General features: G+C 72.8%; 12 protein-coding genes. 8 read left to right on the plus strand and 4 right to left on the minus strand.

Annotated elements, in window-relative coordinates; genetic code table 11:
• Positions 1-15 precede the first annotated feature (15 nt).
• Positions 16-2,844 (plus strand): alpha/beta fold hydrolase, encoded by a 2,829-nt coding sequence (locus ACZ3YL_RS21625; protein ID WP_465659131.1) that lies wholly within the window; start codon positions 16-18, stop codon positions 2,842-2,844.
• 122 nt (positions 2,845-2,966) lie between these two features.
• The gene (locus ACZ3YL_RS21630) at positions 2,967-3,770 is read left to right on the plus strand and encodes an ABC transporter permease (RefSeq protein ID WP_223243436.1); all 804 of its coding nucleotides are present in this window, start codon (positions 2,967-2,969) and stop codon (positions 3,768-3,770) included.
• 38 nt (positions 3,771-3,808) lie between these two features.
• On the opposite strand, the gene ACZ3YL_RS21635 is transcribed toward ACZ3YL_RS21630, so the two are convergent.
• Together ACZ3YL_RS21635 and ACZ3YL_RS21640 are read right to left on the minus strand one after the other, a co-directional pair.
• Entirely contained in the window at positions 3,809-4,504 is a 696-nt protein-coding gene (locus tag ACZ3YL_RS21635) for a TetR/AcrR family transcriptional regulator (protein ID WP_188309282.1), read from the minus strand.
• Positions 4,505-4,794: 290 nt separating this feature from the next.
• Positions 4,795-6,039 carry an MFS transporter gene (locus ACZ3YL_RS21640; protein WP_465659133.1) on the minus strand — a complete coding sequence of 415 codons (1,245 nt, stop codon included), beginning with the start codon at positions 6,037-6,039 and terminating at the stop codon, positions 4,795-4,797.
• Between the two features lie 160 nt (positions 6,040-6,199).
• On the opposite strand from ACZ3YL_RS21640, the gene ACZ3YL_RS21645 reads away from it, so the two are divergent.
• Both ACZ3YL_RS21645 and ACZ3YL_RS21650 read left to right on the plus strand, forming a co-directional pair.
• Positions 6,200-6,577 (plus strand): ArsR/SmtB family transcription factor, encoded by a 378-nt coding sequence (locus tag ACZ3YL_RS21645; RefSeq protein ID WP_188309284.1) that lies wholly within the window; start codon positions 6,200-6,202, stop codon positions 6,575-6,577.
• Positions 6,578-6,735: 158 nt separating this feature from the next.
• On the plus strand, positions 6,736-7,314 hold the full coding sequence (locus tag ACZ3YL_RS21650) for a dienelactone hydrolase family protein (protein WP_188309285.1): 579 nt from the start codon (positions 6,736-6,738) through the stop codon (positions 7,312-7,314).
• A gap of 219 nt (positions 7,315-7,533) precedes the next feature.
• Here the strand turns inward: ACZ3YL_RS21650 and ACZ3YL_RS21655 are convergent, their stop codons facing one another.
• Positions 7,534-7,980 carry an Lrp/AsnC family transcriptional regulator gene (locus ACZ3YL_RS21655; protein ID WP_188309286.1) on the minus strand — a complete coding sequence of 149 codons (447 nt, stop codon included), beginning with the start codon at positions 7,978-7,980 and terminating at the stop codon, positions 7,534-7,536.
• Between the two features lie 93 nt (positions 7,981-8,073).
• On the opposite strand from ACZ3YL_RS21655, the gene ACZ3YL_RS21660 reads away from it, so the two are divergent.
• The 4 genes from ACZ3YL_RS21660 (at position 8,074) to dnaE (ending at position 14,213) form a co-directional block, all read left to right on the plus strand.
• On the plus strand, positions 8,074-8,889 hold the full coding sequence (locus tag ACZ3YL_RS21660) for an LLM class flavin-dependent oxidoreductase (RefSeq protein ID WP_465659137.1): 816 nt from the start codon (positions 8,074-8,076) through the stop codon (positions 8,887-8,889).
• The gene (locus ACZ3YL_RS21665; protein ID WP_465659139.1) at positions 8,886-9,323 is read left to right on the plus strand and encodes a nucleoside deaminase; all 438 of its coding nucleotides are present in this window, start codon (positions 8,886-8,888) and stop codon (positions 9,321-9,323) included. Before ACZ3YL_RS21660 ends, ACZ3YL_RS21665 begins: the two co-directional genes overlap by 4 nt.
• Before the next feature lie 271 nt (positions 9,324-9,594).
• On the plus strand, positions 9,595-10,497 hold the full coding sequence (locus ACZ3YL_RS21670) for a hypothetical protein (RefSeq protein ID WP_465659141.1): 903 nt from the start codon (positions 9,595-9,597) through the stop codon (positions 10,495-10,497).
• A 182-nt stretch (positions 10,498-10,679) separates the two neighbouring features.
• Complete coding sequence (gene dnaE / locus ACZ3YL_RS21675; RefSeq protein ID WP_188309290.1) at positions 10,680-14,213, plus strand: DNA polymerase III subunit alpha; 3,534 nt, start codon at positions 10,680-10,682, stop codon at positions 14,211-14,213.
• 60 nt (positions 14,214-14,273) lie between these two features.
• Here the strand turns inward: dnaE and ACZ3YL_RS21680 are convergent, their stop codons facing one another.
• On the minus strand, positions 14,274-15,161 hold the full coding sequence (locus tag ACZ3YL_RS21680; protein WP_188309291.1) for a LysR family transcriptional regulator: 888 nt from the start codon (positions 15,159-15,161) through the stop codon (positions 14,274-14,276).
• Positions 15,162-15,179 lie beyond the last annotated feature (18 nt).

Below are 15,179 nucleotides of genomic sequence, written 5' to 3' on the forward strand. Positions count from 1 at the left end.
ATACGATCTGCCCCCATGGAGTTCGGTGGGGCATGGCGTCGATGGCGCGGCCGGGGCACGTCGGTGCGGCGCAGGCTGCTGGCCGGGGTGGTGGCCCTGGTGGCGGTGGCCGGGGTCGGCACAGTGGCGGTGGCGTCCGACGGTGAGCAGGCGGTCCATCAAGAGGATCGTTTCCTCGGCATGCCGGAGACGCCCGGGAGCCCCGAGCAGGTCCGACTGGACACCTCGTTCTTCACCACCGGCACCAGCCCGCGCCCGGCCGTCCTGCTCGCGCACGGCTTCGGCGGCTCCAAGGAGGGCGAGCGGGACCGCGCCCAGCAGCTGGCCCGGCAGGGCTACGCGGTACTGACCTGGTCGGCGCGCGGCTTCGGGCACTCGGGCGGGAAGATCGGGCTGAACGCGCCCGACCGCGAGGTCGAGGACGTCAAGCACCTGGTGGACTGGCTGGCCCAGCGGCCCGAGGTGCAGCTCGACGGCCCCGGCGACCCCCGGGTCGGGATCACCGGCGCCTCGTACGGCGGGGCGATCTCGCTGCTGGCCTCGGCGTACGACCACCGGATCGACGCGGTGGCCACCCAGATCACCTGGTGGAACCTGGCCGACGCGCTGTTCCCGCAGGGAGTGGAGGGCTCGGGCGCGGCGGACGGCGTGTTCAAGAAGCTGTGGGCCGGGATCTTCTTCACCACCGGCTCGGCCGCCCCTGGTTCGGCGGGCGGTCTCGGGCCCTCGGGCGGTGCGCCGCGCAACGGGACCAAGCCGGATGCCGCCCCGGCCGACGGGCAGGTCGGCTGCGGTCGGTTCCTGGACTCGCTCTGCCAGATGTACGACCGGGTCGCGACCGCCGGGCACGCCGACCCGGAGGCCGTCGCGCTGCTGGACCGGTCGAGCCCGTCCTCGGTGGCGGCGCAGCTCAAGGCGCCCACCCTGGTGGTGCAGGGGCAGCAGGACTCGCTGTTCCCGCTCGACCAGGGCGACCAGATCGCCCGGGCGGTCGCGGCCAACGGCGCGCCCGTCTCGGTGGACTGGTTCGCGGGCGGGCACGACGGCGGGACGGACACCAGCGCCCGGGTGGACGACCGGGTGACCGCCTGGTTCGACCACTTCCTGAAGAATCGCGGCCTGCGGGGGCGCGGCGACGACACCGGGCCGCAGTTCCGGGTGACCCGGACCGGCGGCGTGGACTCGACCGGCTTCCAGGCCGTGCTGCGCGGCGCCGACGCCGACCGGTACCCGGGGCTCGGGGGGACGGCCACCCGCTCGATCGAGCTGGCCGGCGGGGAGCAGGCCGTCGCCAATCCGCCCGGCGGGGCGCCGCCGGGGATCTCGACGCTGCCCGGCATCGGCGCGCTGAGCCAGGCGGCCTCGCTCGGGGCCGGGCTCTCGCTGGACTTCCCCGGACAGAACGCCGCCTTCGAATCGGCGCCGCTGGACAAGCCGCTGCACCTCACCGGACAGCCGACCGTACCGGTGCGGGTGACGGCGGACCGGCCGGACGCGGTGCTGTTCGCGAAGCTGTACGACGTCGGGCCGGACGGCAAGGCCGTGCTGCCGCAGCAGCTCGCCGCTCCGCTGCGGGTCACGGGCGCCGACGCGGGGCGGACGGTGACCGTACGGCTGCCCGCCGTGGACCACGACTTCCCGGCCGGGCACCGGCTGCGGCTGGTGCTGGCCACCACCGACCTGGCGTACGCCTCGCCGGCCGACCCGGCCACCTACCGGGTGGCGGTGGCCGGGGCGCTCACCGCGCCGACCGTCGCAGAGCTGGTCACGGAGGCGGCGCCGCTGCCCGCGCGGACCTGGATGCTGCCGGTGGGCGCCGTGGTGGTGGCCGCCGGGCTGGTGCTGCTGCCGTTGGTACGGCGGCGGCTGCGACGTGGTGCGGCGGTGGGCGGCTCGGCGGGGCCCGCGTTCGATCCGGCACTGGCCGGGGTGCCGCTGGTCATCAGCGGGCTGAGCAAGCGCTACAAGGGCTCCCAGGACCGTTACGCCGTAAGGGAGTTGGGCTTCCGGGTGGAGCGGGGCCAGGTGCTCGGCCTGCTCGGGCCGAACGGCGCGGGCAAGACCACCACGCTGCGCATGCTGATGGGCCTGATCCGGCCGGACGCCGGGGAGATCAGGGTCTTCGGGCACCTGATCCGCCCCGGGGCGCCGGTGCTCTCGCGGGTCGGGGCGTTCGTCGAGGGCGCGGGCTTCCTGCCGCACCTCACCGGGCGCGCCAACCTGCGGCTGTACTGGCAGGCCACCGGGCGGCCGGAGGCCGACGCGCGCTTCGACGAGGCGCTCGCGATCGCCGGGCTCGGCGAGGCGCTGGACCGCGCGGTGCGGACGTACTCACAGGGCATGCGGCAGCGGCTCGCCATCGCCCAGGCGATGCTCGGGATGCCGGACCTGCTGATCCTGGACGAGCCGACCAACGGACTGGACCCGCCGCAGATCCGCGAGATGCGCGAGGTGATGATCCGGTACGCGGCCGCCGGCCGGACCGTCATCGTGTCCAGCCACCTGCTGGCCGAGGTCGAGCAGAGCTGTACGGACCTGGTGGTGATGGACCGCGGGCGGCTGGTCACGGCCGGGCCGGTCGGCGAGATCGTCGGCGCCGGCGAGCTGCTGCTGATCGGCGTGGCCGCGCACGGCGACCCGGAGTCGGTCGTCGAGAAGGTCGGCGCGCTGGCCGGGGTCGGCTCGGCGGAGGCCGTCGAGGGCGGGCTGCTGGTCCGGCTGGACGGGCTGCCGGCGAGCGAACTGCTGGTGGAGCTGGTGCGGCTGGGGGTGCCGGTGGAGAGCGCCGGACCGCAGCGGCGCCTGGAGGACGCGTTCCTGTCGTTGATCGGAGGTGCGGCGTGAGTGCCGTTTCCACGGACCCCGGCCCGGGCGAGCGCGCCGCGGCGGGCCACGTCTCTGCGGACCACGTCTCCGCGGACCACGTCTCTGCGGACCACGCGGAGGGGTACCGGGCGCGCCGGACCCTGCCGTTGCGGGTGGAGGCGATGCGGCAGCTGCGCCGGCGTCGCACGCTGGTGATCGGTGCGGTGCTGGCCGCCATGCCGTTCGTCATCCTGGCGGCGTTCCAGCTCGGCGGCACCCCCGGGCGCCCCGACCGGACCACCTTCATCGACCTGGCCACCGCCTCGGGCGCCAACTTCGCCGTCACCATGCTGTTCGTGGGCACCGGCTTCATGCTGGTGATCCCCGTCGCGCTGTTCTGCGGGGACACCGTGGCCTCGGAGGCCAGCTGGTCCTCGCTGCGCTACCTGCTGGCCGCGCCGGTGCCACGGGCGCGGCTGCTGGCCCGCAAGTTCGTGGTCGGGCTGGCGTTCTCGGCGGTCGCGGTCGTGATGCTGCCCGCGATCGGGCTGGTCGTGGGGACCCTGGCGTACGGGTGGGGGGACCTCAAGCTGCCCGCCGGGGCCAGCCTGCCGGCCGGGGAGGCGCTGCCCCGGATCGCGATCGCGGTGGCGTTCGTGTTCCTGAGTGAAATGGTGATCGCCGCGCTGGCGTTCTGGCTGTCGACGGCGACGGACGCGCCGCTGGGGGCGGTCGGCGGGGCGGTGTTCCTGTCGATCATCACCGGGGTGCTGGACGCCGTCACCGCGCTGGGGGGCCTGCGGGAATGGCTGCCGGCGCACTGGCAGTACGCCTGGGCGGACGCCCTGCAACCGCAGCTGGAGTGGGGCGGCATGCTGCAGGGGGTCTCGTTGTCGCTGTCGTACGCGGTGGTGCTGCTGGCCCTGGCCTTCCGCGGGTTCGCGCGCAAGGACGTGGTGTCGTAGCGGGGTGGAAGCGGGAGCGGGGCATCGGGGGCGGGGGCTCAGGGGTGGGCGGGGCTCGGGGCGGTGCACCCGGCCGGGGCGGGGCTGCCGGGGTGGGCGGCACTACCGGACAACGTCGTGCCCGCGGACGGGGTCGTGCCGGTGGACGGGGTCGTGCTGCCGGACAGGGCCGTGAAGAGGAGCCGCCACAGGGGCTCCCCGCCGGGGGCGCGGGTGCTGTCGTCGCACTCGGTGCGGGTGTTCAGCAGTCCCCGGATCACGATCAGCAGTAGTTCGGCGACCAGCGGCGGGCAGTGGTCGGGGAAGCCGCTGTCGCGCTGGGCCCGGCGGACCAGGTCGGTCAGGGCGACGTGCATCTCGGCGAGGACGTCGGCGGGGGCCTGGGTCAGGTTGGGACAGTCCGCCGCCAGCCGGAGGGCGGCCCGCAGCCGGACGTCCGAGCGCAGCCGGTCGGCGAAGCCCACCACGACGCCCCGGAGTACCTCGGCGGCGTCGGCGCCCGGGGTGTCGTACTCGGCGCGCAGGCTGGTCCAGACCGTCCGGGACTCGTCGATCAGGGCGCGGGCCAGGGATCCCTTCGAGGGGAAGTGACCGTAGAGCGCGCCCTTGGTCATGCCGATGCGGTCGGCCACCGTGTTCAGGGTGGTGCTCTCGTAGCCCTGGGCGGCGAAGATCTCGGCCGCGGCCGTCAGGACCTTCTCCCGGGTGCGGCGCGCCCGTTCCTGCTTTGCCATGTTCCTGCCCTCCGTGGTTGACGTCAGCTCATACATACCATCGGGATGGAATGTTGTTGCAAGGCTTTCGTTCTCGGAGGGAGTGCGCTTGTCCTCGCTCGTCGGATCGAGGCCCAGAAACATTCCTAAAGGAAGGAATCTTACGAACATGTGAACGGCGCGGAGCGGCGCGAGAGGGCGTGGGGCGGCGCGCGGCGGTCGGGCGCGGTCGTCGGGCGCGGCGGTGGGGCGCGACGCGACCGGGGGGCGGTGCACCGAAGTGCACCGCCCCCCGGCCTGCCGGCGGCCCGTCAGGCCGGGTCCGTCACCTCGCGCCTGGCGCTGAGGGCCACCAGGCCGCCGAGGACGGCCAGGGCCAGCAGGACGGCGCCGAAGATCGTCGCGCCGTCGGTCAGGCCCACCGCGTCGCTGAGGTAGCCGGCCGAGACGGGGAGCAGGCCGGCCGGGAGGTAACCGCCCACGTTGAGCGCGGCGTTGGCCTCGGCGAGGCGCTGCGGCGGGATGCCGGCGTTGAGCAGCGACAGTCCGCCGAGCTGGCCCATGCCCTGGCCGGCGCCCGCCAGCAGGGCGGCGAGGACGAGCACCGCCACCGCCTCGGTGTGCACGGCGGCGATCAGGGTGGCCATGCTCAGCGCGGTGGCCGCCGCGCCCGCCGTCAGGATGGTGCGGCGGCGCAGCCGCTGGACGGCGAACTGCACCCCGGTCGCGGCGAGGAACATCACGAAGGCCATCGCGCCGGCCACGATCCGGTCGGTGGTGCCGAGCAGGCCGGACAGCAGCGAGGGGCCGAGCGAGAGCACGAACGAGGTCGCGGTGATGCCGGGCGCGAACACCGCGATGCCGAGGACGAGTTGGCGGCCGCTGCCGCGCGGCACGGCGGGCACCCGGACCCAGGAGCCGGCGGCGCGCGCCTCGGGGCGGTGCACCGGCATCCGCAGCACCACCAGCACCGCGCTGGCCAGGACCACGGCCTCGACCGCGAAGACGGTGCCGGTCGGCGCGGGCGCCAGTTCGGAGAGTGCCCCGGCGAGCAGTGGGCCGAGTCCGGCGCCGAAGACCATCGCGCAGGACGCCAGTAGGGCGGCGGTCCGCTTGCGCTCGGGCCCGGCGACATCGGTGACCGCGGCCATGCCGGCCGAGACGACGGCGCCGACCGCGATGCCGGTGAACAGCCGCGCCACGATCAGTGCGGCGACGCTGGTGGCCGTCCCGAAGATCAGGCAGGCGGCGAGGCCGAGTGCCAGGGCGGGCAGTAGGACCGGTTTGCGGCCGACCCGGTCCGAGAGCACGCCGGAGACCAGCAGTGAGCCGATCAGGCCGACGATGTAGCAGGCGAACACCACGGTCAGGGTGCCCTTGGAGAAGCCGATGTCGTGCTGCCACAGCACATACAGCGGGGTGGCGGCGTTGGACAGCACGAAGACCGCGGTGACGGGCCAGGCGGCCAGCCAGATCCACCACAGGGGGGTGGCGGCGGCCCGGGCCGCCGGCCCGGGGGTGGCGGTCTGGACGGGGGTGGTCCGGGTGACGGGCATGACTGTTCCCTCCCGAGGTGTGCCGCGGACTCCGCGACAGTACGAGTCGAGTCGAACTTAGCATGCAGTACGATCGGAGTCGTACTGAGAATCGAAGTCGCGTCGCATCGCCGCGAGGCGCTGAAGTCATGTGACGCCACGAGGAGTTGAGGAGCCGCCCATGCCCGCGACCACGACCGGTGCGCCCGCCGTCAAGATCCTTCCCGCGCCGTCCGACCTGCCCGAACCGCTGCCCGAACCGGGCATCGACGAACTGCGCCTGGAAACCGTGCTGGGCGCGCTCAGCGACCCGCTGCGGCTGACGATCGTCCGCAAACTCCTGCTGGAATCCGAGGACTTCGACCACACCTGCGGCTGGTTCGGCCTCGACCGGCCCAAGTCCTCGCTCACCCACCACTTCAAGGCGCTGCGCGAGGCGGGGATCACGCGCCAGCGCCAGTACGGGCTGGAGCGGCGCAGCCAGGTACGGGTCGAGGACCTCGACGCGCGCTTCCCCGGGCTCCTCGCGCTGGTGGCGGCCTGGACACCGCAGGCCTGACCGGGGCCGGGGCCGGGGCCGGGGCCGGCGGCCGGGGTCGGGGCCGAGGGCGGGGTTCGGCGGCCGGGGGGTGGCGGGGGCTATGGCGGGGGCTTTGGCGGCGGGTGCGGGATCATGGGTGGGTATCCCTGATCTCGTTTGCCGAAGGACCCCGAACCGTGGCCCAGATCGTCCTCTTCCACTCCGCCTACGGCCCGCGCCCGGCCGTCCAGGCCGCCGCCGACCGGCTGCGCGCCGCCGGGCACACCGTGCACACCCCGGACCTCTTCGAGGGGCGCACCTTCGACGACAACGAGGCCTCGCAGGCCTACCAGGAGGAGACCGGCGGCGGGGACGAGCTGCTGCGCCGCGCGGTGGCCGCCTCCGCCCCGCTCTCCGAGGGCGGGCTGGTGTACGCCGGGTTCTCGCTCGGCGGCGCCATCGCACAGAACCTGGCGCTGGCCGACGAGAAGGCCCGCGGGCTGCTGCTCCTGCACGGCACCTCCGACCTGCGTGAGGACGCGGCAACCGCGATCCCGGTGCAGCTGCACATGGCGGACCCGGACCCGTTCGAGCCGGAGGACTGGCTGAACGCCTGGTACCTGCGGATGCGGCGGGCGGGCGCGGAGGTCGAGGTGCACCGCTACCAGGGCGCCGGGCACCTGTTCACCGACCCGGACCTGGACGACTACGACGCGGACGCCGCCGAGCGGGCCTGGGCGGCGGCGCTGGACTTCCTCGCCGACCTGGAGGCCTGACCGGCCGGCCCAGGGCCGTGCGGGCACGATGCGTCGGACGGAGGGCCTCCGGGAACGACCGAACTTCGTGCCCGCACGGTGGGTCGTCGACAGAGCTCGACGGCGACGGCGCACTCTGCTTCGACGGGTGGACGATCGACGGACGCATCCCGGCGCATGCCGGCGGCGATCGGGGAGTGTGATCGGGGGGAGCGCGAGCGGTCCGGGTTCCGGGTGGGCCTACGGGCGGGCCGGGCCGCGGCGGGGGAGGGTCTGGCTGTAGACGACGCTGGTGGTGGTGCTGCCGAAGCCGGCGAGCGAGTCCACCAGGGTCTCCAGGTGCTCCATGGAGGTCGCGGCCACCTTGAGGGTGTAGCAGTCGTCGCCGGTGGTGCGCAGGCACTCCAGGATCTCGCGGCGCTGGGCGAGCAGCAGGTGCAGCGGCTGGTGGCGGTTGCCCGGGTACTTCAGCCGGACCACGGCGAGCACCGGGTAGCCGACCTTGGCCAGGTCGACGGTGGCGTGGTACCCGGTGATGACGCCCAGCGACTCCAGGTTCCGCACCCGCTCGGTGGTGGCGGACGGGCTGAGGTTGACCCGGCGGCCCAGCTCGCTGAGCGAGATCCGGGCCTCCTGCTGGAGCTGGTCGATGATCGCCCAGTCGGTGTCGTCGAGATTCGCGGCCATCCGGCGATATTACCGGGGGATTCGTGGCCGGGTGGGGGTTCTGCCGGGAGCATCGGGTTCCGTACGGGATCCGCCCGGGAATAGCCTCGTGGCATGCAACTTGGCGTCAACGTACCGAACTTCGGGCCCGGGACCGACCCCGGCATGCTGCGCGACTGGGCACGGGTGGCGGAGGGCCTCGGGTTCGACCTGCTGATGGTCTCGGACCACGTCGCCCTGACGGCGGACGTCTCCGAGCGCTACCCCGAACCCTTCTACGACCCCTTCGCGACCCTCTCCTGGCTGGCCGGGGTCACCGACGGGCGGCTGCGGCTGGGCACCACCGTGCTGGTGCTGCCGTACCGGAACCCGCTGCTGGTGGCGCGCATGGCGAGCAGCCTGCACCGGCTCAGCGGCGGGCGGTTCGTGCTCGGCGTCGGGGCCGGCTGGGCGCGGCAGGAGTTCGAGGCGCTCGGAGTGCCGTTCGGCGCGCGGGGACGGCTGACCGACGAGTACCTGGGCGTGGTCCGCGAGGCCTGGGGACAGCAGGGGGAGGGCGCCGCCGCCCCGGTCTGGGTCGGCGGGCACAGCGCGGCGGCGCTCCGGCGGGCCGCCGAGTTCGGCGACGCGTGGCACCCGCTGCGGCTGACGCTCGGGCGGATGCGGTCCGTGCTGGAAAGCCACGCCCTGCCGGGGTTCGCCCCGCGGATCGCGCTGCGGCTGACCGACCGGCCGCTGGACGACCCGGAACGGCCCGCTGGGGTCGGCACCCTGGAACAGGTCATCGGTGACCTGCGGGCACTGCGCGGACTCGGCGCCGAGGCCGTGGTGCTGGACCCGTACCAGGCCGACCCGGAGGAGACCCGCCACCCCGAGACCGCGTGGCGGGCACTGACGGTCGTGGCCGAGGAGTGGAGGAGGACGTCGTGATCACGACTGCGGACGAGGCGCTGCTGCGACGCGCGATCGGGATCGCGGCGCGGGCGGTGGAGCTCGGCGACGCGCCGTACGGCTCGCTGCTGGCCGGGCCGGACGGCGCGGTGCTGGCCGAGGCGCACAACACCGTCCGGCGCGACGACGACATCACGGCCCACCCGGAGCTGAAGCTCGCCCGCTGGGCGGCCCGGGAGCTGGACGGCGAGACCGCCGCCCGCACGACCATGTACACCAGCTGCCAGCCCTGCGGGATGTGCGCGGGGGCGCTGGTCCGGTCGGGGATCGGGCGGGTCGTGTACGCGCTCGCGACCGAGCAACTGGTCGAGCTCAACCCGGAGGCGGGGGCGTGGCCGGTGCTGGCGGAGGACGGGCCGGCGCTGTTCGAGGCGGCGCGGGTGCCGATCGAGGCCTACTACCAGGGGAGTTGAGCGCAGGCGGGCGCCCGGCGGGCGGCGCGGGAAGTCGGACGGGGGTCGACTTCCCGCGCGGGGCGTGTCACGGCGATCGGCCTGGGACGCCTGCACGCCGGTGTTCTGGCAGGCGTGCAGCGGCCAGCGGCCGTCCTCGGTACGGGACATCACGTACAGCGGGGTTCCACCGGAGGGTGACGGTGTCATCGGTCATGTGGATCACCCTCGTCCCTCAAGCCGACTTGAGGTCAAGAGCGGAGTGCTTGCGCCGTGCGGCACGATGGGGGTCATGGCAGAGCGGCGATACGAGTACGCACCGGCGGGGACGCTTCCGGGGCTGTTGCAGCGCGGCCGGGGGCTGGGGGCGCTGATGGCGGCGGAGGATCCCGCGTCGGCGGCCGAGCTGGTGTACGGGTGCATCCGGTACGAGTGGCGCTGGGATGCGACCGTCGACGATCGGCACCTGTACCTGGCCCGGCTGGTCCGGGACCTGGAGCTGCCGCTCGGGCCGGTGGTCGAGCTGCTGGCCGGGGGCGAGGAGGCCTGCGAGCGGGCGGCCCGGGTGTTGGAGCTGCTGGCGCTCGGCGGCTCGGTCGAGGCCCGGGAGGCGCTGCGGGCGTACATCCGGGAGGGCGAGCACTGGCTGAACGTCCTGGAGTGGGTGGCCGAGGCCTGGCCGTGGGAGTGGTGGGGCGACCTGGAGGAGGTCGTGCGGGAGCGGTCGTCCGAAGAGGACGGGTCCGAGCCGACGCGGGAGGTCGAGCAGCCCGAGGCCTTGGTGGGGCCGGAGCGGGGCGAGGAGCCCGATGTCCCGGCGCTGGTCGCCGAGCTGGAGCGGGCCTGGGTGGACCGCACCTGGTGCGGCCCGGTGCGGACGGCCCGCGGGCTGGCCCGGTTCGGCCCCGGGGCGGCCGGCGCGGTGTCGCTGCTGCGCCGGTTCTGGCTGTACACCCCGCACTCGTACGAGCGGGCCGGGTACCTGGAGGCCCTGGCGGCGCTGGGGTCGGCGGGCGTGGAGCAGGCCTTCACCGAGTCGCTCTGGGACTGCGAGGCGGACGCCCGCCTGCTGGGGGCCCGGCACGCCCCCGACACGGCCCAGGTGCGGGCCCGGCTGGCGTACCTGCTGGACGATCCGATCGAGGAGTCGAGGGTCAAGAACGCCGCCGAGGAGCGACTCGCCGGGCTGACCTAGGGAGCCTTCCGACAGCGTGGGGGAGCTGTTCGAAGAGGGCTAGAGTGGACGCGTGAACGCGTGAGTGATGGTCCGGACCCCGAGAGGTGTTCCGGGCCACATTCATTTCCAGGGCTTCTCCCCTGTGACCCGAGCGTTCGCCGGCCCACCAGATCAGCACCAGAGCCTCCGGAGGCCCCGCCTTGAGCGACCAGCCGTTCGCGCATCTGCACGTCCACACCGAGTACTCGATGCTGGACGGTGCCGCCCGGCTGAAGCAGATGTTCAAGGAGGTCGAGCGGCTGGGCCAGACCCATGTCGCGATGACCGACCACGGGAACATGTACGGCGCCGCCGAGTTCCACCGGCAGGCGACCGACGCCGGGATCACCCCGGTGATCGGCATTGAGGCGTACGTCGCTCCCGAGTCCCGTTCGAACACCAAGCGCATCCTGTGGGGCCAGCCGCACCAGAAGCGGGACGACGTCTCGGCGTCCGGCGCGTACACCCACAAGACCATCTGGGCCCGGAACAAGGAGGGCCTGCACAACCTCTTCAAGCTGACCTCGCGCTCGTACTCCGAGGGCTGGCTGGTGAAGTGGCCCCGGATGGACAAGGAGCTGATCTCGGAGCTGTCCGGCGGTCTGATGGCGACCACCGGCTGCCCGTCCGGCGAGGTGCAGACCCGGCTGCGGCTCGGGCAGTTCGACGAGGCGCTGAAGTCCGCCGCCGACTACCAGGAGATCTTCGGCAGGGAGAACTACTTCCTGGAGCTGATGGACCACGGCCTGGACATCGAGAAGCGGGTCCGCGACGGGCTGCTGGAGATCAGCCGGAAGCTGAACATCCCCCCGGTGGTCACCAACGACTCGCACTACACCACCGAGGCCGACGCCGGCGCCCACGACCTGCTGCTCTGCGTGCAGACCGGCAAGAACCTCTCGGACCCGGACCGCTTCCGCTTCGACGGCACCGGCTACTACATCAAGTCCGCCGCCGAGATGTACGCGCTGGACTCCTCGGACGCCTGGCAGGAGGGCTGCCGCAACAGCCAGCTGCTGGTCGCCTCCCGGGTCGACACCGAGGGCATGTTCAAGTTCAGGAACCTGATGCCCCGGTTCCCGATCCCGGAGGGCTTCGAGTCCGAGGCGGACTTCTTCAAGTCCAAGGTCTGGGAGGGCATGGACTGGCGCTTCCCGGGCGGGTACGACGAGGAGCACAAGAAGCTCGCCGAGTACGAGATGGACACCATCATCCAGATGGGGTTCCCGGCGTACTTCCTCGTGGTCGCCGACTTCATCATGTGGGCGAAGAGCCAGGGCATCGCGGTGGGCCCGGGCCGCGGGTCGGCGGCCGGTTCGCTGGTCGCCTACGCGATGGGCATCACCGACCTCGACCCCATCCCGCACGGCCTGATCTTCGAGCGCTTCCTCAACCCCGAGCGCATCTCGATGCCCGATGTCGACATCGACTTCGACGAGCGCCGGCGCGGTGACGTGATCCGCTACGTGACGGAGAAGTGGGGATCCGACAAGGTCGCCATGATCGTCACCTACGGCACCATCAAGGCGAAGGCCGCCATCAAGGACTCCTCGCGCGTCCTCGGCTACCCGTACGCGATGGGCGACCGGATCACCAAGGCGATGCCGCCGGACGTCATGGGCAAGGGCATCCCGCTGTCCGGCATCACGGACAGCAGTCACCCCCGCTACAGCGAGGCGGGCGAGATCCGCGCGCTGTACGAGAACGACCCGGACGTGCGGAAGGTGATCGACACCGCGCGCGGCATCGAGGGCCTGATCCGTCAGCCCGGTGTGCACGCGGCCGGCGTCATCATGTCCGCCGAGCCGCTGACCGACCACATCCCGGTCTGGACCCGGCACACCGACGGCGTCACCATCACGCAGTTCGACTACCCCACTTGTGAGGGCCTCGGCCTCCTCAAGATGGACTTCCTCGGCCTGCGCAACCTGACGATCATGGACGACGCCGTCAAGGCGATCGAGAAGAACAAGGGCGTCAAGATCAACCTGCTCGAGCTGCCGCTCGACGACAAGCCCACCTACGAACTCCTCGCCCGCGGCGACACGCTCGGCGTCTTCCAGCTCGACGGCGGGCCGATGCGCTCGCTGCTGCGCCTGATGAAGCCCGACAACTTCGAGGACATCTCCGCCGTCCTGGCGCTGTACCGACCGGGCCCGATGGGCGTCAACTCGCACACCAACTACGCGCTGCGCAAGAACGGGCAGCAGGAGATCACCCCGATCCACCCGGAGCTGGAGAAGCCCCTGGAGGAGGTGCTTCGGCCCACCTACGGCCTGATCGTCTACCAGGAGCAGGTGCAGAAGGCCGCGCAGATCCTGGCCGGCTACTCGCTCGGCCAGGCCGACCTGCTGCGCCGAGCGATGGGCAAGAAGAAGAAGGAGATCCTGGAGGCGGAGTTCGTGCCCTTCCAGAAGGGCTGCCGCGAGCGCGGCTACTCCGACGCGGCCATCCAGGCGGTGTGGGACGTCCTCGTCCCCTTCTCCGGCTACGCGTTCAACAAGGCGCACACCGCCGGGTACGGGCTGGTCTCGTACTGGACGGCGTACCTCAAGGCCAACTACCCGGCCGAGTACATGTCCGGCCTGCTGACCTCCGTCAGGGACGACAAGGACAAGTCGGCGGTCTACCTCAACGAGTGCCGCAAGATGGGCATCCAGGTGCTGCCGCCGGACGTCAACGAGTCGGACTCGGACTTCACGCCGCACGGCAGCGAGACCGTCCGGTTCGGTCTGACGGCCATCCGCAACGTCGGCGGGCCGGTGGTCGAGTCGATGATCCGCACCCGGAAGGCGAAGGGGAAGTTCGCCTCCTTCCCGGACTTCCTGGAGAAGGTGGAGTCGGTGGTCTGCAACAAGCGGACCGTCGAATCGCTGATCAAGGCCGGGGCGTTCGACTCGCTCGGGCACACCCGCAAGGGCCTGAGCGCGCAGTTCGAGCCGATGATCGACAACGTCGTCGGGGTGAAGCGCAAGGAGGCCGAGGGGCAGTTCGACCTCTTCGGCGGCGACACCACCTCGGACGAGCCGAGCTTCGGGCTGGACGTCGTGTTCTCCGAGGAGGAGTGGGAGAAGTCCTTCCTGCTCACCCAGGAGCGGGAGATGCTCGGCCTGTACGTCTCCTCCCACCCGCTGCACGGCATCGAGCACGTGCTCGCCGACAAGTCGGACTGCGCGGTGGCGGACCTCGCGGAGCGGCCGGACGGCAGCATCGTCACCATCGGCGGCATCATCTCGGGCCTCCAGCGGAAGATGACCAAGCAGGGCAACGCCTGGGCGATCGCGACCGTCGAGGACCTCGCGGGCTCGATCGACTGCATGTTCTTCCCGGCGAGCTACCAGCTGGTCTCCTCCCAACTGGTCGAGGACGCCGTGGTGTTCGTGCGCGGCAAGCTGGACAAGCGGGAGGACGTGCCGCGGCTGATGGGCATGGAGCTGTCCATCCCGGACCTCTCGAACGCCCACGCCGAGGCGCCGATCGTCATCAACATCCCGAGCGGGAAGGTCACCCCGCCGCTGATCGCCCGGCTCAGCGAGGTGCTGACCCACCACAAGGGCACCACCGAGGTGCGGGTGCGGCTGGAGAGCCGCACCAAGACCACGGTGCTGCGGCTGGACCGGCACCGGGTGAAGTCGGACCCGGCGCTGTTCGGGGACCTCAAGCAGCTGCTCGGGCCGAGCTGCCTGGCGGGTTAGCCGCCGGTCAGCCGTCCCGACGGGGGCCCGGGGTGTGCCGCCCCGGGCCCTTCCGCGTGCTCAGGCCCCGCTGCCCAGCCCCGGCGGGACCGCCGTGTGCAGGGCCGAGACGAAGGCCGAGATGGCCGGGTGGGAGCCCGCGCCGGCCCGGAACGCGGCGCGGGTGCGGCGGTACATCGGCAGCCGGGTGAGGACGACGCCGGGCGGCGGCCCGGCGGTGCCCAGGTGGGGGACCAGCGCCACGCCCTGGCCCGCGGCCACCAGCGAGAGCACCGTGGTGAAGTCGTCGATCTGGTGCCGGACCCGGGGCGCGAACCCCGCCGCCTCGCAGGCGCGGACGGCCATGGTGTGGCAGAGCGTGCCGGGCGGGGACAGGATCCACGGCGCGCCGCTCTGCTCGGCGAGCACCCCCGGGGTGCGGGCGGCCAGGTACATCGGTTCGGTGAAGACCGGGCGGGTGACGGCGAGGCCCGGTTCGGGGTCGGCCGGGACGAGGTCGTACTCGTGGACCAGCGCCACGTCCAGCTCGCCCGCGCGCAGCGCCGCGCCGACGGCGGCCGGATCCACCTCGGTGACCATCGGTTCCAGCCCCGGGTGCCAGGCGGCGAGGCCGGCGAGCACCGCCGGGATGATCGCGCGGGCCGCCGAGGGGTAGGTGCCGATCCGCAGCGGCCCGGCCAACCCCCGCTTCGCGTGGGCGAGTTCGGCGCCGGCCTGTTCCAGCAGGGCGAGCACGGCCTCGGCGTGGCGGACCAGGCCCAGCCCGGCCGGGGTGAGGGTGACCCGCCGGCCGGTGCGCTCCAGCAGCGGGACGCCGGCCTCCTTCTCCAGGACGGACAGCTGCTGGGACACCGCCGAGGGGCTGAAGGACAGCGCCTCGGCGACGGCCGCGATGGTGCCGAGGTGGGCGAGTTCGCGCAGCAGGCGCAGGCGTCGGACGTCGAGCATCGGCTCAGCTTACGAGAA

Source organism: Kitasatospora sp. NPDC023176, from assembly GCF_055560495.1.

Excerpts from the sequence above, each read along its gene's own strand:
- ACZ3YL_RS21625 (WP_465659131.1), top strand. The coding sequence starts at position 16 with ATGGAGTTCGGTGGGGCATGGCGTCGATGGCGCGGCCGGGGCACGTCG.
- ACZ3YL_RS21635 (WP_188309282.1), bottom strand. The coding sequence starts at position 4,504 with ATGGCAAAGCAGGAACGGGCGCGCCGCACCCGGGAGAAGGTCCTGACG.
- ACZ3YL_RS21640 (WP_465659133.1), bottom strand. The coding sequence starts at position 6,039 with ATGCCCGTCACCCGGACCACCCCCGTCCAGACCGCCACCCCCGGGCCG.
- ACZ3YL_RS21645 (WP_188309284.1), top strand. The coding sequence starts at position 6,200 with ATGCCCGCGACCACGACCGGTGCGCCCGCCGTCAAGATCCTTCCCGCG.
- ACZ3YL_RS21655 (WP_188309286.1), bottom strand. The coding sequence starts at position 7,980 with ATGGCCGCGAATCTCGACGACACCGACTGGGCGATCATCGACCAGCTC.
- ACZ3YL_RS21660 (WP_465659137.1), top strand. The coding sequence starts at position 8,074 with ATGCAACTTGGCGTCAACGTACCGAACTTCGGGCCCGGGACCGACCCC.
- ACZ3YL_RS21670 (WP_465659141.1), top strand. The coding sequence starts at position 9,595 with ATGGCAGAGCGGCGATACGAGTACGCACCGGCGGGGACGCTTCCGGGG.
- ACZ3YL_RS21680 (WP_188309291.1), bottom strand. The coding sequence starts at position 15,161 with ATGCTCGACGTCCGACGCCTGCGCCTGCTGCGCGAACTCGCCCACCTC.